The sequence below is a fragment of the Mycobacterium pseudokansasii genome (assembly GCF_900566075.1).
GTDB lineage: Bacteria > Actinomycetota > Actinomycetes > Mycobacteriales > Mycobacteriaceae > Mycobacterium > Mycobacterium pseudokansasii.
The window spans coordinates 5946313-5969526 of record NZ_UPHU01000001.1; the positions used below are offsets into that span (position 1 = coordinate 5946313).

Genomic DNA, 23214 nt, shown 5'->3' on the forward strand with positions numbered 1-23214 from the left:
CGGTGAAAGCCGCTACAGCCGTTCTTTGACCGCCGCCGACAAGCGGGCCCCGTCGGCTTTGCCGTCGGCGATCTCGGTGGCGAACTTCATGACCAGGCCCATCTGCTTCATGGTGGGCCGATGCCCGAGATTTTCGGCCACCTGGGCGATGGCGGTGTCGGCGACATCGGCCAGTTCTGCCTCGGTGAGCGGCGTGGGCAGATACTCGTCGATGATCCGGGCTTCCGCGTGCTCGTTGGCGGCCAGCTCACCACGCCCGTTCTGGGTGTAGATCTCGGCCGCCTCGCCACGTTTACGGGATTCTCTGGCCAGCACCTTGAGCACCTCGTCGTCGGAGAGCTCTTTGGCCTGCTTGCCCGATACCTCCTCGGTCTGGATTGCGGCCAGCACCATGCGTAGAGTCGCGGTTCGCAACTTGTCCTGCGTTTTCATCGCTTCGGTCAGGTCGGCCCGAAGCCGCGATTTGAGTTCCGCCATTGCAGAGACGCTACGCGCATTCGGTTCGGAGGCTGCCGAACCCGACACCAAGACCGGAAGTCATCCCCGCATTGAGAAATGCGCCGACCGCCGACAGGATGGAGCCCATGATCAACGACGACAGCCGCCACATCCGGTGAGTACGCTGCCGCCGAGTTATCCGGTCGACCCGCCGGCCGAGACCCCGGGGTACATACCGGCCGGGTACCCACCGTTGGGGGCCGGCTATCCCCCGCCACCATCGCAGACGTCGGGCTACGGCGCCCCACCGCCCGGCTACGGTGTGCCACCCGGCTACGGTGCGCCACCTGGCTACGGCATGCCACCGGGGTACGGACCCCCGCCACCGGGCTACGGCGCTCCGCCACCGGGCTACGGCGCTCCGCCACCGGGCTACGGCGCTCCGCCACCGGGCTACGGCGCTCCGCCACCGGGCTACGGCGCTCCGCCACCGGGCTACGGCGCTCCGCCGCCGGGCTACGGCGCTCCGCCCGGATATGGTCCCCCGCCACCGGGTTATGGCCCGCCGTTGGTTCCCGGAGCGGTCAAACCCGGGATCATCCCGCTGCGGCCGTTGACCTTGAGCGACATCTACAACGGCGCGGTCGGCTACATCCGCACCAACCCGAAGGCGACGCTGGGCCTGACAGCGATCGTCGTGGTGATCATGCAAGTCATCACGTTGATCGCCACGGTCGGACCGTTGACGGCCCTCAACCAACTGAAGTCTCAGCCGTCGACCGAGCTGAGTCTGGGCGTCCTCGGTGCCTGGATGGGTTCGGTGGCGGCCAGTGGTCTGGTTACCTGGCTGGGCGGCATGCTGCTGAGCGGAATCCTCACCGTCGTCGTCGGGCGCGCGGTATTCGGGTCTCCCATCACCATCGGCGAAGCGTGGGCCAGGGTCCGCGGGCGCGTGCCGGCACTGATCGGGCTGGCCTTGCTGGAAGCCGCCGGGATGGTGGCGCTCGCCGGGCTGGTGGTGGTCATCCTGGTCGGGGTCGCGGCCGCGGTCAACGGTGCTGCGGCGGTCCTGGTCGGCATCCCGCTGCTACTGCTGGTCGGGTTGCTGCTGGCCTACCTGTACACGATGTTGGTGTTCGCGCCGGTGCTGATCGTGTTGGAGCGACTGCCGCTGGTCGACGCGGTCACCAGATCGTTCCGGCTGGTTCGCGGCGGATTCTGGCGGGTCCTGGGTATCCGGTTGCTGACGGCCCTGGTGGTGGGACTGGTTGGCGGTGCGGTCGCGGCCCCCTTCAGCATCGCGAGCCAGATCTTGTTGGGCGTCACCGCGTCGGAAGGCTCCATCGGTATGCTGCTCGTCGGCACGACGCTGTCGGCCGTCGGCTCAGCGATCAGCCAGATCATCACCGCACCGTTCACCGCCGGAGTTGTCGTCCTGCTGTACACCGATCGCCGCATGCGCGCCGAAGCCTTCGATCTGGTCCTGCAGACCGGTGCCGCCGGTGGGCCCGCCGCGGTGGAGTCCACCGACAACCTGTGGCTCACGCGGCCTTACTGATCGACTGGTATCGACTGGTGAGGACTGACTGACGATGCCTTCCATCGACATCGACCGCGATGCCGCCCACCAGGCAGCGCAGCATGAGCTTGACAAACCGATCTACCCCAAGCCATCGCTGTCGACGGCTTTCAGCGACTGGCTCAACGAGCAGTTGTACCGGCTGCTGGAGAGGGGCGCTTCGGTATCCGGTGGCTGGTTCACCCTGACGGTGCTGTTCATCCTGGCGGTGATCGCTGTAATCGTCGCCGTCCACATCGCCCGACGCACCATGCGCACCAACCGCGGCGGTGACTACCAGCTGTTCGAAGCCGGCCAACTCACCGCCGCCCAGCATAGAGCCACGGCTGAAGCATTTGCGGCCCAAGGCAATTGGGCCGCCGCCATCCGGCACCGACTGCGCGCGGTCGCGCGCGAGCTGGAAGAGACCGGCGTGCTGAACCCGGCCCCCGGACGCACCGCCAACGAGCTGGCCACCGACGCGGGCGCGGCCCTGCCTCACCTGGCAGGCGAATTGGCCCGGGCCGCAACGGCCTTCAACGACGTCACCTACGGCGAGCGGCCCGGAACTCAAGATTCCTACCAGCTGATCGCCGACCTCGACGACCACCTGCGATCACGTGCTCATGCCTCGTCGGCGGTGGAACGGCCCGCCGCAGCCGATTCCTGGGCGCAGGTCCGGTGATGCCGGCACCGGGTATCACCCGGCCGCGGCGTCCGTGGCGTGGCATGGTGCTCGCGCTGGCCGCAATCATCCTCGTCGCCGCAGTCGGCACCTACCTGACCGCGCCGCGGCCCGGCGGCATGATGGATCCCGCTGCCACCAACTCCTCCGGCGCCCATGCGCTGGTGACGTTGCTGCGCGAAGGCGGCGTCGAGGTCGTCGTCGCCAATACCGTCGCCGACGTCGAACGCTCGGCCCGCGCCGACTCCTTGCTGCTGGTGGCGCAGACTCAATACCTGACCGACAGCGCACTTCTGCAGCGGCTGACGCAAGCCCCCGGTGACCTGCTCTTGGTGGAGCCCACGGCGCGAGCCCGCAGAGCGCTCACCCCGAAGCTGCGCATCACCGCCGCCGAACAATTCGCATCCCAGCCGAAATGCCCACTGCGAGAAGCTAATCGGGCCGGAAAGGTGCATTTCGGGCCCAGCGATGCCTACCAGCCCAGGGACGACCTCGAGGTGATCAGCTGTTACGGCGGCGCGTTGGTCCGCTATCGCGACGCCGGGCGAACCGTCACGGTGGTCGGCAGTAGCGACTTCATGACCAACGGCGGCCTGCTCGAAGAGGGCAATGCCGCGCTGGCGATGAACCTCGCGGGTGACCGGCCGCGGGTGGTCTGGTACGCGCCGCACCGCGTCGAGGGGCAAACGTCGGAGCCCGGTTCGCTTTCCGACCTGATCCCGGCAAACGTGACGTGGATCGTCTGGCAGCTGTGGCTGGTGGTCCTCCTGGCGGCGCTCTGGAAGGGCCGCCGGCTGGGACCGCTGGTTGCCGAAGAGATGCCCGTGGTGGTCCGCGCATCGGAGACGGTCGAGGGCCGTGGCCGGCTGTACCGGTCCCGGCGGGCCCGCGATCGCGCCGCCGACGCGCTGCGCACCGCCACGCTGCAGCGGCTGCTGCCACGACTCGGTATCAGCCCGGGCACCGACCCGCCCGCGGTGGTGCTGACCGTGGCCCGGCGCAGCGGGGCCGACCCGGAGTTCGTTCGATACCACCTCTACGGCCCGCCACCGGCCACCGACCAGGATCTACTACACCTCGCCCGCGCACTCGACGACATCGAAAGGCAGGTCACCCACTCGTGACGCAACCCGCTCCCACCCAAACCGCGTCCGCGGACTCCGCACGCGAAGCATTGCTGGGGTTACGCGCCGAGATCGCCAAGGCCGTCGTCGGACAGGACGGCGTGATCAGCGGCCTGGTGATCGCGCTGTTGTGCCGCGGCCACGTGCTCTTGGAAGGCGTTCCGGGAGTGGCGAAGACGCTGATGGTCCGGGCCATGGCCGCCGCGTTGCAGCTGGAGTTCAAAAGGGTGCAGTTCACTCCCGACCTGATGCCCGGCGACGTCACCGGTTCGCTGGTCTACGACTCGCACACCGCCCAGTTCACCTTCCGGCCCGGCCCGGTGTTCACCAATCTGCTGCTTGCCGACGAGATCAACCGCACTCCGCCCAAGACTCAGGCCGCGCTGCTCGAGGCCATGGAGGAGCGCCAGGTCAGCGTGGAAGGCCAGGCGAAACTGCTGCCGGACCCGTTCATCGTGGCGGCCACGCAGAACCCGATCGAATACGAAGGCACCTATCAACTGCCCGAGGCCCAACTCGACCGTTTCCTGATGAAACTCAACGTCACGCTGCCGTCGCGCGACTCCGAGATCGCCATCCTGGGCCGGCACGCGCACGGCTTCGACCCGCGCGACCTCTCGGCGATCAAGCCGGTGGCCGGCTCTGCTGAGCTGGCCGCCGGGCGCGAAGCGGTGCGGCAGGTGCTGATCGCCGACGAGGTGCTCGGCTACATCGTCGACATCGTCGGCGCCACCCGGTCCTCCCCCGCGCTGCAGCTCGGCGTGTCGCCCCGCGGGGCTACGGCGCTGCTGGGCACCGCCCGGTCGTGGGCGTGGTTGTCCGGGCGCAACTACGTCACTCCCGACGACGTGAAGGCCATGGCGCGTCCCACGCTGCGGCACCGGATCATGTTGCGTCCGGAAGCCGAGCTCGAAGGGGCCACGCCCGACGGTGTGCTGGACGGAATACTGGCCTCGGTTCCGGTGCCCCGCTAGTGATCCTGACCGGACGCACCGGACTGCTGGCGCTGATCTGCGTCCTGCCGATCGCGCTGGCCCCTTGGCCGGCAAGGGCTTTCGTGATCCTGCTGGCGGTGCTGGTTCTCGCTGTGGTGATCGACGTCGCGCTGGCGGCCAGCACCCGCAGGTTGCGCTTCACCCGCTCCCCGGACAGCTCGATCCGGCTCGGCCAGCCCGCGGACGCGGGCCTGTCCGTCCACAACGAGGGCCGCCGCCGGTTCCGCGGCCAGATCCGCGACGCCTGGCCGCCCAGCACCCGCGGCGAACCGCGCAGCCACAAGGTCAACATCGGCGGCGGTGAGCGCCAGCAACTGACGACCCGACTGCGGCCGGTTCGCCGCGGCGACCAGCGCGCGGCCGCTGTCACCGCCAGATCGCTCGGGCCGCTGGGCCTGGCGGGACGGCAGAGTTCGCAGCCGGTGGCCGGCAAGGTCCGGGTGCTGCCGCCGTTTCTGTCGCGCAAACACCTGCCGTCGCGGCTGGCCAAACTCCGCGAGATCGACGGGTTGTTGCCGACGCTGATCCGCGGGCAAGGCACCGAATTCGATTCGCTGCGCGAATATGTCGTCGGCGACGACGTCCGCTCGATCGACTGGCGCGCGACGGCCCGTCGCTCCGACGTGATGGTGCGCACCTGGCGGCCCGAGCGGGACCGGCGGGTGGTGCTGGTGCTCGACACCGGGCGGATGGCGGCGGGGCGCGTCGGTGTCGACCCAACGGCCGCCGATCCCGCCGGATGGCCCCGGCTGGACTGGTCGATGGATGCCGCGCTGCTTTTGGCTGCGCTGGCGTCGCGGGCCGGCGACCACGTCGACTTCCTGGCCCATGACCGGGTGAGCCGGGCGGCCGTTTTCGGCGCGTCGCGCACCGAACTGCTGGCCCAATTGGTCGACGCGATGGCGCCGCTGCAACCGGCGCTCGTCGAATCGGATTGGCGGGCAATGATTTCCGCAATCCTGCTGCGGACCCGGCGCCGGTCGCTGGTGGTGCTGCTGACCGACCTCAACGCCACCGCCCTGGACGAGGGTCTGCTGCCGGTGCTGCCGCAGCTGTCGGCCAAACACCATGTGGTGGTGGCCGCCGTCGCCGACCCGCGCGTCGACGAACTGGCCATGGGGCGTTCTGATGCGGCGACGGTCTACGACGCGGCGGCTGCCGAACGCGCCCGCAACGACCGTCGGGCGATCGCGTCGCGACTGCGCCGCAGCGGCGTGGACGTCGTCGACGCGCCGCCCTCCGACATCGCGCCGGCGCTTGCGGATCGGTATCTGGCGATGAAGGCGACGGGCCGGCTGTAGTTTTCGGCCCCGCGCTCAGCCGGTGGGCACCACGTCGGGAGCATCCTCGATGTCGCCGGTCTCCCCGGCCTTGGCGGCGCGACGGCCGAAGTACACGATGTAGGACACGAACGCGGCCAAGGCAAGGAGGCCGATGGCGATCCGGACGGAGGTCGGCAACGGTGACGGGGTCACCATCGCTTCGATCAGCCCGGACACCAGCAAAACCCCCACCAGGCCCACCGCCACCGACACCACGCCGCGGCCCTGTTCGGCCAGGACTTGTCCGCGCGGCCGGTCACCGGGGGCGATCACCGACCACCCCAGCCGCATCCCGGTAGCGGCGGCCAGGAACACCGCCGTCAGCTCGAGCAGTCCGTGCGGAATCAGCAGTCCCAGCAGCAGGCCGCCCCTGCCCGCCTGGAACATCAAGCCGGCGATCACTCCGACGTTGGCCGCGTTCTGGAAGAGCACCAGCGGTATCGGCAGGCCCAGCACCACCGACATCGCGATGCACTTGGCGGCCACCCAGGAATTGTTCACCCAGACCTGCAGCGCGAACGACGTTGCCGGGTGCTCGCTGTAATACGACTCGACGTCGTGGTTGACCAATTCGTTGATCTCGGTGGGAGTTCCGATGACCGACTGCACCTCCGCACTGCCGGCCACCCAGAACGCGATGAGCACCACGACGGCGAAGAACGCCACCGCCGTCGCCGCCCACCAGCGCCAGGCCCGATAGGCGACCACCGGGAAGGACACCGTCCAGAACCGGACGAAGGTGCTGGTCAGCGGCGCGTGCGCACCGGTGACCGCGGCCCGCGCACGGGCGACCAGGCTGGACAGCCGTCCGACCAGCAGCGAATCCGACGACACCGACCGCAGCATCGACAGGTGTGTGGACACGCGCTGGTACAGCTCGACGAGCTCGTCGATCTCGGCGCCGGTCAGCGAACGACGCTTTTTGACCAACTGGTCGAGGCGATCCCAGGTGCCGCGGTGGGTCAGCAAGAACGCGTCGACGTCCACCTGCGCAGCGTACCCAACCGAGGGCGGTAGGCAGCGGTCCGCAAACCTGTAGCGTTCCCAGGTATGTCGGAGGTGGTGACCGGGGACGCCGTGGTGCTCGATGTGCAGATCGCCCAGCTGCCGGTGCGTGCGGTGAGCGCGATCATCGACATGACGGTGATGTTCATCGGCTACCTGCTCGGGCTGATGCTGTGGGCGGCCGCGTTGAGTCAGTTGGACGAGGCGTTGACCATCGCGTTCCTGATCATGTTCACGGTGTTGGCGTTCGTCGGCTATCCGGTGGCCATCGAGACCGCGACGCGGGGCCGGTCGGTGGGCAAGATCGTGATGGGCCTGCGGGTGGTATCCGACGACGGCGGCCCGGAACGCTTCCGTCAGGCGCTGTTTCGCGCGCTGGCGTCGGTGGTGGAGATCTGGATGCTGCTGGGCAGCCCGGCCGTGATCTGCAGCATGGTGTCGCCGAAGGGCAAGCGGGTGGGCGACATGTTCGCCGGCACCATCGTGGTCAGCGAGCGTGCTCCGCGGTTGGGGCCGCCGCCGGCGATGCCGCCGGCGCTGGCGTGGTGGGCGTCGTCGCTGCAGCTGTCCGGGCTCACCGCCGGACAAGCCGAAGTTGCGCGCCAATTCCTTTCCCGTGCACCGCAATTGGATCCGCGGTTGCGTGAGCAGATGGCATATCGGATAGCCGGCGATGTGTTGTCCCGGATCGCGCCGCCGCCCCCGCCGGGCGTTCCGCCGCAGCTGGTGCTGGCCGCCGTACTTGCCGAACGGCACCGCCGCGAGCTCGCTCGGCTGCGTCCGACTGCGGGTCCGGCCATGGCGCCGATGCCGCCGATGCCGCCGATGCCGCCGCAGGCGTGGCCGACGGCGCCGCCGGCCGCGGCGTCATGGCCGGCCCAGCCACCGATGTACGCACCGCCGCAGGCCGTTCCCTGGCCGGAGCCGGAAGCACCGCAGCCCTGGCCGCAGCAGCCCCCGGCGCCCGGCGGATTCTCGCCGCCGAGTTAGCTACTGCGCGACTGTCGCGGCCAGGATGGCGACATCGCCAACCAATAGCGCCAAGCCGACCAGCGGAACGGCTATGCCGAAACGCAGCTTGGCGGTGAACACCGTGGCGGTGATGACCAACAGGGCCACCACCGGCGCGCCGTAGAACAAGACGCCGAAGTCGATCCCGGCGCCCAGGTTGGGGCATCGGCTTTCGCTACAGGCATCGGTGCTCATCACCGCGCCGAGAGCGAACAACATCACGATCGCGGCGCCCGGCACGGTCAACAGGGCAAGCACCCAGGTGCTCCACATGCGGGGCTGCCTGTTGCCCCGCGACGGAGCGGTTACGCCACCGGGACGCGCCTCCGTCAGGCGAATTCTGCCGTTCATGACCTGCGGAGGTACCCGGGCATCGATGATCCCAAACCGGGTGATGCTTGTCGTTGCATCGCGTCCTGTCGCGATATATCGTTGCTGTATCGGCGCGGTCTCTCGTGCCCTTCTGAAGAGCCCTCAATAGACAAGGAACAAACGTGAACAACCCCTTCGCTTCCCCCGACCAGCCATTCGGTGTCCGTCCCGGGTTCGGCTTCGGTCCCGGCCCCGCACAGCGGCGCGCCCTGCACAGCGCCCGGCGGCATGCCCGCCGCGAATTCTTCGAACACCTCCGCGACCATGCCGGCGACGACGTGCCATTCGGCTTCGGCCCCGGTGTCGGCCCCGGCTTCGGTTTCGGGTTCGGCTTCGGTCCCGGCGGCCCACGCGGCGGATGGCGTCGCGGCGGACCCGGCCGCGGTCGGCGCGGTGACGTGCGGGCGGCCATCCTGGTGCTGCTGGGCGAGGGACCGATGCACGGCTACGAGATGATCCAGCAGATCGCCGAGCGCAGCAATGGTTTGTGGCGGCCCAGCCCCGGTTCGGTGTATCCGACGCTGCAACTGCTCGACGACGAAGGCCTGGTCACTGCCGGCGCGTCCGATGGCAGCAAGAAGTTGTTCGAGCTGACCGACGAGGGCCGGGCGGCGGCCGAGAAGATCGAAACCCCGCCGTGGGAGGAGATCGCCGAAGGCGTGGCGCCGGGCCATATCAACTTGCGCAAGGCCATGGGCCAATTGTTCGGCGCGGTGATGCAATCGGCACACACCGCCAGCGCCGAACAGCAGCAGCGCATCGTCGACATCATCAACAACGCGCGCCGGGAGATCTACGGCGTTCTCGGGGAGGACTAGGGACCCTTGGTAATTCCCAACCGCTCGATGAGTAATTCCCAACCGCTCGCCCAGTGTGCACCGGCTGCGCCGAGTGTGCACTGGCGGCAACCCACGCCGGGCGCCGCCGCAGTGGTTGCACTCTCGGCGTGTCGACTTGTGAAGGATGTGGCTGGAGCGCACCGATGGACAGTTGTGAATACAGACCTCGATGCCCTCGCGACCGAACTGTATGTGACGATCGATGACCACGTAGTGCAACCCGACCGGCGGCGCGTCGGGCGGCCGAAGCAATTGACCGACGCCGAGTTGGTGTGCCTGGCCGTGCCTCCGGCGCTGCTCGGCGCCCGTAGCGAACACCATGGCTGCGAATGCGTTATTGCCGACTCGGCACCTGTTTCCATACCTGCCGAAACAGCCCGGTTACCACAAGCGGGTCAAGGCTGCGATACCTCTGATCTAAGTCCACGGTGGAACGGCTGATACGCCGAAACGGCTGGCGGGGCCGCTACCTTGCCTATCTGCCCGCGCCCGCTCGGTTGCCGTCTTGCCCTTCCGATTCGGTCTGAGGCATCAGGACCTAAGCCACCGCGCGCGAGGGCAAAAAGTCTCTACCGGCGGCTCTGGTCGACAACGACAGTGGAGGTTGTCACGGTGCATGCATGCAGATGTGGGGACTAGGTCTCGTCGGTGCCTATCGGGAAAGCCTTCGGGTTGTGCGATAGGCCAGTTCGACCACAGGAACCTATCGAAAGCTGGCATGTCGGCTTATCAGGGAGTTCGTCATGCTCAACTACGGCGCGCAACCCGACATGCTGGGATCGTTGACCGCCGGCCAGCGGTCGATTTGGGTTCTCCAACAACTCTGGCCCGAAGTCCCTTACGTCATCGCCGGTTTTCTCGCCATCGATCACCATGTCGACGTCGAGAGGCTCACGGTTGCATGCGAAACAGCGGCAGCGCGGTTCGGCACACAATGCGCGTTGCTGTCCCTCGTGGACAGCGAACCGGTCTTCATGGTCGACCGCTCACTCCCGCAGAGTCTGCGCTCGCTGCGTTGCATCGATCTGCGTGCCGAATCTGACCCGGTCGCAGCTGCTCACAGCTGGATGAACAACAACTACCACCGGCCGATTGATCTGGTCAGTGAGCAATTGACCGACTTGGCGCTGTTGCGGATCACCGACAATCTGTCGTACTTCTACTTGCGTGCGCACCACGTTCTCTTCGACGGGTATGGCGCCAACAATTTCATCCAGCACATCGCGGCCGCCTACTCAGGATCGGTCGCGGATATCACCGAAGTCGACTTCTCCGAGTTTGCCTTGATCCGTGACGCAGATCAGAAGTATCAGCAGTCCGCGCGCAGTCATGCTGATGCCGAATATTGGCAGACCATCGTGCGCGGGTCCGCGGACGTCACCGACCTGGGCGGGGGATGGGGGTCAACGGCACCACGCCACCCGCAGATGCGCGAGCTGGTGTGCCGGCATCTGTCGGAGAACCACCAGCTCGATGTCGCAAGGGTTATCGCGACAATGGCGGTGTTCATCGCCAAAACCACAGCACGCCAGAACGTCTCGATGTCGCTGCCAGTCTCGGCGCGCACGACTGCGGCGCTGAAAAGATCCGCGGGCATGGTTGCCAATATGGTGCCGCTGCGCATCTGCGTCGATGGCGGCGACACCATTGGCGCGCTGACCGATCAGGTCGCCAAGGCCTTGGTCGGTGCGCTGCGGCATCAGCAGTTCCGGCGCTGGCCGGATCTCATTGCCGACGCAACCCATCTCGACAACCTTGATTTCGGCCCGATCATCAACATCCTCGATTTCGCCACCCCGTTTCGTTTCGGGTCTTCGGAACCGATGTACAACGTCTTGACCAACGGCCCCATACAAGACATCGCAGTCAACATCTATCCGCGGCTGGGTCACGGGGCGCCGCGAATTCAGATCGCGTGGAATCCGGATCGCTACCGCGAAGATGACATCGCCAGGCACATAACCCGTCTGGAATGGCTCTTTGACCGTCTGCTGGTGGCGGATGGGTCGGTGGTGGTGGGTGAGGTGTCGTTGCTGGATGGTGGTGAGCGTGATCTGGTGGTGTGGGGGTGGTCTGGTGCCGGGGTGGGGGCGCCGGTGGGGGTGGCCTCGGAGTTGTTGGCTGCGGCGGTGGCGGCCGATCCGGATGCGGTGGCGGTCATCGACGGTGCGCGGGAGGTGTCGTATCGCGAGCTTGATGAGTGGTCGACGCGGTTGGCGCGGGTGCTGATCGAGGCGGGCGTGGGTCCGCAGCGCGCGGTCGGTGTGGCGATGGATCGGTGTGCGCAGTTGGTGGTGGCGTGGTGGGCGGTGGTCAAGGCCGGCGGGGTGTATGTGCCTCTGGATCGGGCTCATCCGGTCGGGCGCATCGCCACGGTGCTCGACGCGGTGGACGCGGTGTGTGTGGTGAGCTGCGGTGCCGACAGTGTGGCCGGGGCCGGGGCGCGCCCGGTGATCCGCATCGACGGTTTAGACGTGTCGGATCGGTGCGCAGAGCCGATCACCGATGTTGACCGGCTGGCGCCGCTGGGGGTGGATAACACCGCGTATGTGATTTTTACGTCGGGTTCCACCGGCACCCCCAAGGGGGTGGCGGTCGGCCACGCCGGTCTGCTGGGGGTGGCCGCGGCCCAACGAAAGCTGTTCGGGTTGGGCGCAGATGCGCGGATCTTGATGGTGGCCGCGCCGACGTTTGATCTGTCGATCTTCGAATGGTTGTGGGCGGCGGGGTCGGCGGCGGCAGTCGTGGTGGCACCACCGGGGGTATATGCCGGTGAAGCGCTGACCGCGTTGCTGCACGACCAGCAGGTCAGCGCTGCCATCGTGACCCCCACGGTGCTGGCGTCGCTGGATCGGGCCCGGCTGGACGGGTTGTCCACGCTGGTGGCCGGCGCGGAGGCTTGCCCACCGGAGTTGGTGGCCGCCTGGGCACCGGGCCGGCGGATGTTCAACGCTTATGGCCCCACCGAAGCCACCATCTGGGCCACCTGCACCACGGCGCTGTCGGCCGGGCAGCCCATCACCATCGGCGCCCCGATCCCGGGGGTGTGTGCGCTGGTGCTCGACGCCCGGCTGCACCCGGCCCCCATCGGGGTGGTCGGTGAGCTGTATCTGGCCGGGCCCGCGCTGGCACACAGCTATGTGGGCCGGGCGGAGTTGAGCGCCGAACGATTCGTGGCCAATCCCTACGGTGCGCCCGGAACACGGATGTATCGCACCGGGGATCTGGTGCGCTGGACGCCCGACGGAACATTGCAGTGCCTGGGCCGCGCCGACACTCAGGTCAAACTGCGCGGACAACGCATCGAACTCGGCGAAATCGAAAACGCCCTGCTGGCCTGCCCGCAGGTCACCCAGGCCGCCGCCACCATGCACCACACCAACACCGGAGCCCCCCAACTCGTCGGCTACATCAGCGCCTCGGCGCCCCTTGACCCCGCCGCGATACGTCAGCAGTTGAGCAAGCGGTTGCCCGCTTACCTGGTGCCGGCTCAGGTGGCGGTGCTCGATGAGTTCCCGCTGACCTCCTCGGGCAAGCTCGACCGAAACGCGTTGCCGGAACCGGTGTTTGCCGCCGCGGTATACCGGCCGCCGCAGACGGTGACCGAAAAAATCGTCGCCGACGTCTTCGCCGACGTACTGGGCGTAGCCCGGGTCGGTCTCGACGACGACTTCTTCGCCCTGGGCGGAGATTCATTGCTAGCCACCCGGGTAAGCGCGCGACTGCAGCTCGCGCTAGACACCGAGGTGCCGGTGCGGTCCCTGTTCGACGCCTCCACCGTCGCCGAACTCGCCAACCATCTGCACCGCCAGCGCGGCGGCCGCACCCGGCCGCCGGTGACACCGATGCCGCGCCCGGAGCCGATCCCGTTGTCATATGCCCAGCAGCGGTTGTGGTTTCTCAACCAATTCGAAGGCGGCGCAGCGACCTACAATATGCCCGCCGCGTTTCGGATCCGCGGGGCGCTGGATGTCGAGGCGCTGGCGGCGGCCATCGATGATGTCATCGCCCGCCACGAATCGCTGCGCACCGTATTTCCCGACATCGACGGTGTGCCGTTCCAGGAGGTATTGCCGGCCCGGGCGGGGGTGTGGCGGCGCGGAGGCGCAACGGTGGTGTCGTTGCCAGAACAAGATGTGGCCGGCGAGTTGGTGACGCTGGCGGGGTATCGGTTCGATTTGTCGGCGGAGATCCCGATTCGTGCGCAAATCTATTCGGTGGGGCCCGAGCAGCATGTGGTGGGGATTGTGGTGCACCACATTGCCTGTGATGGATGGTCACTGGCTCCGATGGTCCGTGATATGGGCCAGGCATATCGGGCGCGGCGACTGGGCCGCGCCCCGCAGTGGGCGCCGTTGGCCGTGCAGTACGTGGATTACACGTTGTGGCAACGGGAGTGGTTGGGGGCCGAGACCGATCCGGACAGTGTGATCGCCGGGCAGTTGGCCTACTGGCGGCAGGAGTTGACCGATCTGCCGGAAGTCGTATCACTCCCGGCGGATCGGGCCCGCCCGCCGGTGCCCAGTTACCGCGGTGATGCGGTGGAGGTGCGCATCGACCCGCAGGTGTGGGCGGGGGTCAAGGCGCTGGCGGCGGCGCACAACGCGACCCCCTCGATGGTGTTGCAAGCGGTCTTGGCGGTGTTGCTGCACCGGGCCGGTGCGGGTGAAGACATTGTGATGGGCGCGCCGATCGCCGGGCGGTTGGATGAGGCGCTCGATGATCTGGTCGGGTTCTTCGTCAATACGTGGGTGACGCGGGTGCGTGTCAATTCTGCGCACCGGTTCAGCGATGTGCTCCAGCAGGTGCGCCAGAAGGCGCTGGATGCCTACAGCAACCAGGACGTTCCGTTCGAGCTGCTGGTCGAGCAGCTCAACCCGGTGCGCTCAGCGGCGCATCATCCGCTGTTTCAGGTGGCCATGGCCTTCCAGAACAATGTGCGCCCCGAGGCGGTGGCGATCGACGGGGTCAGCGTCGAGCAGCTGGGTGTGTTCACCCGCACCGCCAAGTTCGACCTGGATTTCGACCTGGGTGAGGTGCCCACCGAGGACCCGGCCGCGCCGACGGCCGCCGGGACAGTGTCGTATGCCACGGATTTGTTTGACCGAACCACCATGGAGCGGTTGGTCACCCGCTTCGTGCGGGTGCTCGAGGCGGTGGTGGCGGATGGGTCGGTGGTGGTGGGTGAGGTGTCGTTGCTGGATGGTGGTGAGCGTGATCTGGTGGTGTGGGGGTGGTCTGGTGCCGGGGTGGGGGCGCCGGTGGGGGTGGCCTCGGAGTTGTTGGCTGCGGCGGTGGCGGCCGATCCGGATGCGGTGGCGGTCATCGACGGTGCGCGGGAGGTGTCGTATCGCGAGCTTGATGAGTGGTCGACGCGGTTGGCGCGGGTGCTGATCGAGGCGGGCGTGGGTCCGCAGCGCGCGGTCGGTGTGGCGATGGATCGGTGTGCGCAGTTGGTGGTGGCGTGGTGGGCGGTGGTCAAGGCCGGCGGGGTGTATGTGCCTCTGGATCGGGCTCATCCGGTCGGGCGCATCGCCACGGTGCTCGACGCGGTGGACGCGGTGTGTGTGGTGAGCTGCGGTGCCGACAGTGTGGCCGGGGCCGGGGCGCGCCCGGTGATCCGCATCGACGGTTTAGACGTGTCGGATCGGTGCGCAGAGCCGATCACCGATGTTGACCGGCTGGCGCCGCTGGGGGTGGATAACACCGCGTATGTGATTTTTACGTCGGGTTCCACCGGCACCCCCAAGGGGGTGGCGGTCGGCCACGCCGGTCTGCTGGGGGTGGCCGCGGCCCAACGAAAGCTGTTCGGGTTGGGCGCAGATGCGCGGATCTTGATGGTGGCCGCGCCGACGTTTGATCTGTCGATCTTCGAATGGTTGTGGGCGGCGGGGTCGGCGGCGGCAGTCGTGGTGGCACCACCGGGGGTATATGCCGGTGAAGCGCTGACCGCGTTGCTGCACGACCAGCAGGTCAGCGCTGCCATCGTGACCCCCACGGTGCTGGCGTCGCTGGATCGGGCCCGGCTGGACGGGTTGTCCACGCTGGTGGCCGGCGCGGAGGCTTGCCCACCGGAGTTGGTGGCCGCCTGGGCACCGGGCCGGCGGATGTTCAACGCTTATGGCCCCACCGAAGCCACCATCTGGGCCACCTGCACCACGGCGCTGTCGGCCGGGCAGCCCATCACCATCGGCGCCCCGATCCCGGGGGTGTGTGCGCTGGTGCTCGACGCCCGGCTGCACCCGGCCCCCATCGGGGTGGTCGGTGAGCTGTATCTGGCCGGGCCCGCGCTGGCACACAGCTATGTGGGCCGGGCGGAGTTGAGCGCCGAACGATTCGTGGCCAATCCCTACGGTGCGCCCGGAACACGGATGTATCGCACCGGGGATCTGGTGCGCTGGACGCCCGACGGAACATTGCAGTGCCTGGGCCGCGCCGACACTCAGGTCAAACTGCGCGGACAACGCATCGAACTCGGCGAAATCGAAAACGCCCTGCTGGCCTGCCCGCAGGTCACCCAGGCCGCCGCCACCATGCACCACACCAACACCGGAGCCCCCCAACTCGTCGGCTACATCACCCTCGAGCACAACACCACCGCTGACTCCATCGCTGAGCAAGATGCCAAAATCGTCGAACAGTGGCAATACGTATATGACGAGCTGTACGGCCCTGAGGTCGGGGTCTCGGAGTTCGGCATGGATTTTCGGGGCTGGAACAGCAGCTACATCGATGATCCGATTCCGCTTGAGGAGATGGTGGAGTGGCGTTCGGCCATAGTGGATCGGATCATGGCCCTGCAGCCGCGGCGAGTGTTGGAGATCGGCGCGGGCTCGGGGCTGGTGTTGTCCCAGATCGCCCCGCAGTGTGAGCACTATGTGGCCACCGATATGTCGGCGGTGGCGATCGACAACCTCGCCCGCGCGCTGGAGCAGTTGCAGGTCCCGTGGCGTGACCGGGTCCAGCTGCTGACCCAGCCCGCCCACGTCACCGAGTCACTGCCGCAGGGCTACTTCGACACCATCATTCTCAACTCGGTCATCCAGTACTTTCCCAACGCGGGATATCTGGCCAGCCTCATCGACAAGGCTGTGGATCTGTTGGCTCCCGGCGGGGCGGTGTTCATCGGCGACGTCCGTAACCACACCCTGCACGGTGCGTTCCAAACCGGCGTCGCGCTGGCCCGCACCACCGACACCGGTGCCGCCGAGATCCGCCAGCGAGTCCACCGCGCCTTGCTCAGCCAACCCGAATTACTACTGGCCCCAGGGTTTTTCACCACCTGGGCCGCGGGCCGTCCGGCGGTGGCCGGACTCGACATCCAAGTCAAACGCGGATGGGCCGACAACGAACTGACCCGGTACCGCTATGACGTCACCATCCACAAAACTCCAACACCGGTACGCTCCGTGGCCACCACGCTCACCTGGACCTGGACCCAATGCGCAGGCCTGCGCGGACTGCACACCCGATTGATATCCGAACGTCCCACCACCGTGCGCGTCACCGACATACCCCGCGCCGGACTGATCACCGATGTCCACATCGAACAGGCCCTCGCCGCCGGGCTGCCCCTGGCAGACGCGCTCACCCAAGACACCGCCGACACCGCCATCCCCGAAGACTTGCACCGCCTCGGCGAAACCACCGGATACCACGTCGCCGTCACCTGGGGCGACCAACCCGGCACCCTCGATGCCGTCTTCGTCACCGACCCCGGCCCACTGACCGACCTCTACCTGCCCCCCACCGGGCCCCACCAACGCACCATTTACGCCAATGACCCCCGCACCAACACCAAAATCACCGCGGTGCGTCAGTGGTTGGGCGCGCGGTTGCCCGACTACATGGTGCCGGCGCAGATGGTGGTGCTCGACGAGTTCCCGTTGACGTCCTCAGGCAAGATCGACCGAAAGGCGTTGCCGGCACCGGTGTTTGCCGCCGCACCTTCCCGGGCGCCGCGGACCCGGACCGAAAAAACCGTCGCTGACGTGTTCGCCGAGGTCTTGGGCCTGGACCGGGTCGGGCCCGATGACGACTTCTTCGCTATGGGCGGGGACAGCATTGTGTCGATTCAGGTGGTGTCGGCGTGTCGGGCTCGGGGGGTGTGGTTCTCGGCCCGGGATGTGTTCGAGTGCCGGACGGCTGCTCGCTTGGCGGAGGTGGCCGAGACGGCGCCGGGTGGACAAGTGCTGGAGGAGTTGCCCGGCGCCGGTGTGGGTGAAGTGCCGCTGACCCCCATTGTGTGGGACCTGGTGAGCCGCGGTGGCGGCTTCGACCGGTTCGTTCAGTCGGTGATGGTGCAGTTGCCGGTTGGTGTGGATCGCGCGGGAATCGTGGAGACCGTCTCGGCGGTGATGGCGCGCCACGATATGTTGCGGGCCCGGTTGTGGCGGGATCCGTCGGAGGGTTGGCGGATGCAGACCCATGAGATGGGGTCGGTCGACGTGGATGCGCTGCTGCACCGGATCCCGATTCCTGCCGATGCGCCTCCGCAGGAGTTAGCGTCGCTGGCCAGCGAGGCGTTGAACGCCGCGGTGGATTGGTTGGACCCGTCGGCAGGATCGGTGCTTCGGATGGTCTGGCTGGATCCTGCTGGCGGGCGGGGTGTTTCGGCCCGGCCGGGCCGGCTGGTCATCGTCGCGCATCATCTGGTGGTTGATGCTGTGTCGTGGCGCATCATCGTGTTTGACCTGATGCGGGCGTGGGAGCAGGTGGCCGCGGGACGGTGTGCTGTTCTGCCGCCGGCGGGCACATCGATGCGCCGGTGGGCTCATGGGCTTCAGGAGGCGGCCCGCCGGGGGCACTTCGACACTGAACTGGCGGGATGGGCCCGAATTGTCGACGGCCCCGACCCGTTGGCGGGGTCCCGTCCTTTCGATCCGGGTGTCGATGTGATGTCGACAGTGGATCGGGTGCAGCTGCGGTTACCTCGCGAGGTGTTCGAGCCGGTGCTGACCACATTGCCGGCGCTGTTTCGAAGCGGTGCACATGACGGATTGCTGGCGGCATTGGCGGTAGCGGTGGCGATGCGGCGGTCGCGCCGCGGGGTCGGCGAATCCTCGGTACTGGTTCACCTTGAGGGCCACGGCCGCGAGGAGTCCGTAGTGGCCGGTGCAGATCTGTCACAGACGGTGGGATGGTTCACCACGGTGTTCCCCGCCCGGCTCGACGTGTCCGGTATCGATGTCGACGACGTGCTGCGCGGCGGGGCAGCCGCCGGTGCGCTGATCAAGGCGATCAAAGAGCAGCTGGCCGCCATCCCGCAGCACGGCATCGGCTACGGCGTTTTGCGGTACCTGACGCCAGCCGGGCACAGCGCCTCGTCGGACTTCGGGCATCCCCAGATCATGTTCAACTATCTCGGCCGAATCGCGGGCAGCGAGTTGTCGACCGGCTCCGGTGACGGCGCATGGTGGGTCACCCAGGACTTCACCGCACTGGCCAGCGCCCCCGACGCCGACATGCCCGCACCGGCCACCATCCAGATCAACGCGATGGTGCTCGATGACGAATTCAGCGCCCAGATCGCTTACCCGACAACATTGCTCGCCCAAGACGAGGTCGAAGAACTCGTCGAACTGTGGCGGGCGGCGCTGGTCGGATTGGCCCAACACACCCAACTGCCGGGAGCCGGCGGCCACACCCCCTCAGATTTCCCGCTGGTTTCGGTCGTCCAAGACGACCTGACCACCTGGGAACCGCGTTACCCCCGCCTTGTCGACGTCTGGCCGTTGGCGCCGCTGCAAACGGGCCTGTTCTTCCACGCTCTGCTGGCAAAGTCCTCCGTCGACGTCTACACGGTGCAAACCGTCATCGACCTCGCCGGTCAGATCGATACCGCGCGGCTGCGCGCCGCCGCCCAAGGCATCATCGACCGCCACGACAACTTGCGCACAGCGTTCGTCACCAGCTCGCACGGCCCCGCGGTGCAGATCGTCCTCGCGGACGTCGAGGTGCCCTGGCACGAACTGGACCTCACCGACTCGGCCAACCCCGACGAGGACTTCACCCGATTCACCCAGTCCGACCGGCTGCAACGATTCGACCTGACGACCCCGCCGCTGCTGCGTTTCACCCTGGCAACCAAGGGACACAACCAGTTCGCGCTGGTCATCACCCACCACCACATCCTGCTCGACGGCTGGTCCTCGCCGCTGCTGCTGCAAGAATTCCTCACTCTCTATGCCGCCGGTGGCGACCATTCAGCGCTACCACCGTCCCGACCGTTCCGTGACTACCTCGAGTGGGTCGCCCTGATCGACACCGAGCAATCAGCACGGGCATGGCGTCGCGCCCTGGCCGGGTTGGACGAACCCACCATGCTCGCCCCGATCGATCCGAACCGCCGAATCGCTTCTGCCCCAGCCAAACACGCCCTGGAATTCAACGACCAGCAGAGCACCCGCATTGCAGACTTCGCCGCCCGCACCAGGGTCACCCTTAACACCGTCATCCAACTGGCATGGGCGATCGTGCTGGGTAACCTGACCGGACGCGACGACGTCGTGTTCGGGACCACCGTCTCCGGACGGCCCGCCGAACTACCGGGCGTGGACACCATGATCGGCCTGCTCATCAACACCGTGCCCACCCGGCTACGCATCATCCCCACCGAAACCGTCACCGCCGCACTGCACCGCCTGCAATCCGAACAAGCTACCCTGATCGACCACCACCATCGCAGCCTGTCCGATATCCACCGCCTCGCCGGCCCCGGAGCCACGTTCGACACTGCCATCGCCTTCGAGTCCTACCCCGTCAACACCACCGCCCTTCGACAACTCTTCGAATCCATCGATGGACTGAACCTGGAAGGGTTCAAAGTGGCTGATGCGACGCACTATCCATTGAGTTTGGCGGTTAGTTTCGATGCCCGGTTGCGGGTTGAGTTCAGCTACCTCACCGAGGTTTTCGATGCCGCCACTGTCGAGCGGATCGCTGGCTTCTACCGGCGGGTGCTCGAGGCGGTGGTGGCGGATGGGTCGGTGGTGGTGGGTGAGGTGTCGTTGCTGGATGGTGGTGAGCGTGATCTGGTGGTGTGGGGGTGGTCTGGTGCCGGGGTGGGGGCGCCGGTGGGGGTGGCCTCGGAGTTGTTGGCTGCGGCGGTGGCGGCCGATCCGGATGCGGTGGCGGTCATCGACGGTGCGCGGGAGGTGTCGTATCGCGAGCTTGATGAGTGGTCGACGCGGTTGGCGCGGGTGCTGATCGAGGCGGGCGTGGGTCCGCAGCGCGCGGTCGGTGTGGCGATGGATCGGTGTGCGCAGTTGGTGGTGGCGTGGTGGGCGGTGGTCAAGGCCGGCGGGGTGTATGTGCCTCTGGATCGGGCTCATCCGGTCGGGCGCATCGCCACGGTGCTCGACGCGGTGGACGCGGTGTGTGTGGTGAGCTGCGGTGCCGACAGTGTGGCCGGGGCCGGGGCGCGCCCGGTGATCCGCATCGACGGTTTAGACGTGTCGGATCGGTGCGCAGAGCCGATCACCGATGTTGACCGGCTGGCGCCGCTGGGGGTGGATAACACCGCGTATGTGATTTTTACGTCGGGTTCCACCGGCACCCCCAAGGGGGTGGCGGTCGGCCACGCCGGTCTGCTGGGGGTGGCCGCGGCCCAACGAAAGCTGTTCGGGTTGGGCGCAGATGCGCGGATCTTGATGGTGGCCGCGCCGACGTTTGATCTGTCGATCTTCGAATGGTTGTGGGCGGCGGGGTCGGCGGCGGCAGTCGTGGTGGCACCACCGGGGGTATATGCCGGTGAAGCGCTGACCGCGTTGCTGCACGACCAGCAGGTCAGCGCTGCCATCGTGACCCCCACGGTGCTGGCGTCGCTGGATCGGGCCCGGCTGGACGGGTTGTCCACGCTGGTGGCCGGCGCGGAGGCTTGCCCACCGGAGTTGGTGGCCGCCTGGGCACCGGGCCGGCGGATGTTCAACGCTTATGGCCCCACCGAAGCCACCATCTGGGCCACCTGCACCACGGCGCTGTCGGCCGGGCAGCCCATCACCATCGGCGCCCCGATCCCGGGGGTGTGTGCGCTGGTGCTCGACGCCCGGCTGCACCCGGCCCCCATCGGGGTGGTCGGTGAGCTGTATCTGGCCGGGCCCGCGCTGGCACACAGCTATGTGGGCCGGGCGGAGTTGAGCGCCGAACGATTCGTGGCCAATCCCTACGGTGCGCCCGGAACACGGATGTATCGCACCGGGGATCTGGTGCGCTGGACGCCCGACGGAACATTGCAGTGCCTGGGCCGCGCCGACACTCAGGTCAAACTGCGCGGACAACGCATCGAACTCGGCGAAATCGAAAACGCCCTGCTGGCCTGCCCGCAGGTCACCCAGGCCGCCGCCACCATGCACCACACCAACACCGGAGCCCCCCAACTCGTCGGCTACATCAGCGCCTCGGCGCCCCTTGACCCCGCCGCGATACGTCAGCAGTTGAGCAAGCGGTTGCCCGCTTACCTGGTGCCGGCTCAGGTGGCGGTGCTCGATGAGTTCCCGCTGACCTCCTCGGGCAAGCTCGACCGAAACGCGTTGCCGGAACCGGTGTTTGCCGCCGCGGTATACCGGCCGCCGCAGACGGTGACCGAAAAAATCGTCGCCGACGTCTTCGCCGACGTACTGGGCGTAGCCCGGGTCGGTCTCGACGACGACTTCTTCGCCCTGGGCGGAGATTCATTGCTAGCCACCCGGGTAAGCGCGCGACTGCAGCTCGCGCTAGACACCGAGGTGCCGGTGCGGTCCCTGTTCGACGCCTCCACCGTCGCCGAACTCGCCAACCATCTGCACCGCTGTAGGAATGCTATTTCCGTGCAAGAAGTCGTTCCGATTCAGACTCTGAAGAAAGGTAACGGCGTTCCGCTCTTCTGTATTCATCCTGGAGGCGGGGTGAGTTGGCCATATCAGGCTCTTGGTCATTACTTGGACTGCCCGATCATTGGAATCCAACAAATCCTGCAGGGCGAAGAAGCTGAACCTCAATCAATTCGCGATATGGCGAAAAACTATGCCGACAGGATCCAAGGCGTTTATCCTACCGGACCCTACAATCTTCTCGGCTGGTCCTTTGGAGGTGTCATAGCCCATGAACTCGCCATCGAGCTTCAGCGACGCGGATGTGTAATCGCACGCCTTGTCCTCCTCGACGCTGATCCCAGTATCGAAAACGCTCAGGATTTAGGCGATTGGAAGAAGCAGATAGAAGTCTTGCGGTTCTACGGTATAGGTATTCCAGAACAAGACGAACCGCTTACCTACGAGCAGATAGAAGAACTGCTTCGAGAACCGGGCGGCGTAGAATTTCCTCGGTACAAACAGCTTCTGGATTTGTTTATTCAAAACATCACCACTGGTATGGCGTTGTATCGAACTCACGAACCCGATGTTTTCGATGGTGACGTGATAATATTTTCTGCGGTGCGGGGAGAGTGCGATCGGAGTTCGTCTCTTCTACGAAGTTGGCGACCCTACGTTGCTGGCGACATTACCGTGTACCCGATCGACTGTACGCATCAAGAGATGCTGACTACCGAATCGCTCAATATGTACGGCCAACAACTCAAATGTTCATTAATCCGAGTTGAATTCACTGACGTTTCCGGGCTATTTTGCGCCCCGGGCCAGCTTGTGGCCAGAACGAAGCCCGATGTCAAATGTTCGCGTGCCGGTCACTCGATCACCATCGGGAGGAATGTCCACGAAAACCACCATCAACGGGTGAAGCGATCCTCTGGTGGACATCCGGGGCGCGCACTATGAGCGGACAATTACCATCGTCGGACGTCGCGGCGGCTGAGGCTACGTCAGGCTGTGGGACTCATGCGTTGCGACTGGAGGCGGTGAGCCGAACCTATGGCGCAGGACCGACAG

At 66.8% G+C, this 23214-nt stretch carries 10 protein-coding genes and 2 pseudogenes; 9 read left to right on the top strand and 3 right to left on the bottom strand.

Annotation, left to right across the window (positions count from 1 at the left end; genetic code table 11):
- Positions 1 to 12: 12 nt before the first annotated feature.
- Positions 13 to 477 carry a GatB/YqeY domain-containing protein gene (locus tag EET10_RS26940; RefSeq protein ID WP_036405852.1) on the bottom strand — a complete coding sequence of 155 codons (465 nt, stop codon included), beginning with the start codon at positions 475 to 477 and terminating at the stop codon, positions 13 to 15.
- On the opposite strand from EET10_RS26940, the gene EET10_RS26945 reads away from it, so the two are divergent.
- From EET10_RS26945 to EET10_RS26965, 5 genes and pseudogenes are all read left to right on the top strand, one after another.
- The gene (locus EET10_RS26945; RefSeq protein ID WP_211187997.1) at positions 476 to 1996 is read left to right on the top strand and encodes a DUF3824 domain-containing protein; all 1521 of its coding nucleotides are present in this window, start codon (positions 476 to 478) and stop codon (positions 1994 to 1996) included. The two genes, EET10_RS26940 and EET10_RS26945, sit on opposite strands and share 2 nt — an antisense overlap.
- 34 nt (positions 1997 to 2030) lie before the next feature.
- Positions 2031 to 2681 carry a DUF4129 domain-containing protein gene (locus EET10_RS26950; protein WP_063468449.1) on the top strand — a complete coding sequence of 217 codons (651 nt, stop codon included), beginning with the start codon at positions 2031 to 2033 and terminating at the stop codon, positions 2679 to 2681.
- Positions 2663 to 3805, top strand: coding sequence for a DUF4350 domain-containing protein (locus tag EET10_RS26955; RefSeq protein WP_183155097.1), 1143 nt, complete (start codon positions 2663 to 2665; stop codon positions 3803 to 3805). Before EET10_RS26950 ends, EET10_RS26955 begins: the two co-directional genes overlap by 19 nt.
- Positions 3806 to 3818: 13 nt before the next feature.
- Positions 3819 to 4779, top strand: a pseudogene (locus EET10_RS26960) (AAA family ATPase); the annotation flags it as partial.
- Entirely contained in the window at positions 4779 to 6101 is a 1323-nt protein-coding gene (locus EET10_RS26965) for a DUF58 domain-containing protein (RefSeq protein ID WP_122502658.1), read from the top strand. The pseudogene EET10_RS26960 and the gene EET10_RS26965, both read left to right, overlap by 1 nt.
- Before the next feature lie 15 nt (positions 6102 to 6116).
- Here EET10_RS26965 and EET10_RS26970 read toward each other — a convergent pair whose 3' ends face one another.
- Complete coding sequence (locus EET10_RS26970) at positions 6117 to 7109, bottom strand: stage II sporulation protein M (RefSeq protein WP_063468450.1); 993 nt, start codon at positions 7107 to 7109, stop codon at positions 6117 to 6119.
- Positions 7110 to 7172: 63 nt separating this feature from the next.
- Here EET10_RS26970 and EET10_RS26975 point away from each other — a divergent pair, with 63 nt between their 5' ends.
- Entirely contained in the window at positions 7173 to 8117 is a 945-nt protein-coding gene (locus EET10_RS26975) for an RDD family protein (RefSeq protein WP_122502659.1), read from the top strand.
- On the opposite strand, the gene EET10_RS26980 is transcribed toward EET10_RS26975, so the two are convergent.
- Positions 8118 to 8489 (bottom strand): hypothetical protein, encoded by a 372-nt coding sequence (locus tag EET10_RS26980; protein WP_036405869.1) that lies wholly within the window; start codon positions 8487 to 8489, stop codon positions 8118 to 8120.
- Between the two features lie 143 nt (positions 8490 to 8632).
- Between EET10_RS26980 and EET10_RS26985 the strand changes: the two genes are divergently transcribed.
- The 3 genes and pseudogenes from EET10_RS26985 to EET10_RS26995 all read left to right on the top strand — a co-directional run bounded on the left by EET10_RS26985 (position 8633) and on the right by EET10_RS26995 (position 23103).
- Positions 8633 to 9328, top strand: coding sequence for a PadR family transcriptional regulator (locus tag EET10_RS26985; RefSeq protein WP_036405871.1), 696 nt, complete (start codon positions 8633 to 8635; stop codon positions 9326 to 9328).
- 174 nt (positions 9329 to 9502) lie between these two features.
- A pseudogene (locus EET10_RS32540) lies at positions 9503 to 9767 on the top strand (IS982 family transposase); the annotation flags it as partial.
- Positions 9768 to 10092: 325 nt separating this feature from the next.
- Positions 10093 to 23103 carry a non-ribosomal peptide synthetase gene (locus tag EET10_RS26995; RefSeq protein WP_122502660.1) on the top strand — a complete coding sequence of 4337 codons (13011 nt, stop codon included), beginning with the start codon at positions 10093 to 10095 and terminating at the stop codon, positions 23101 to 23103.
- The last annotated feature ends 111 nt before the right edge of the window (positions 23104 to 23214 follow it).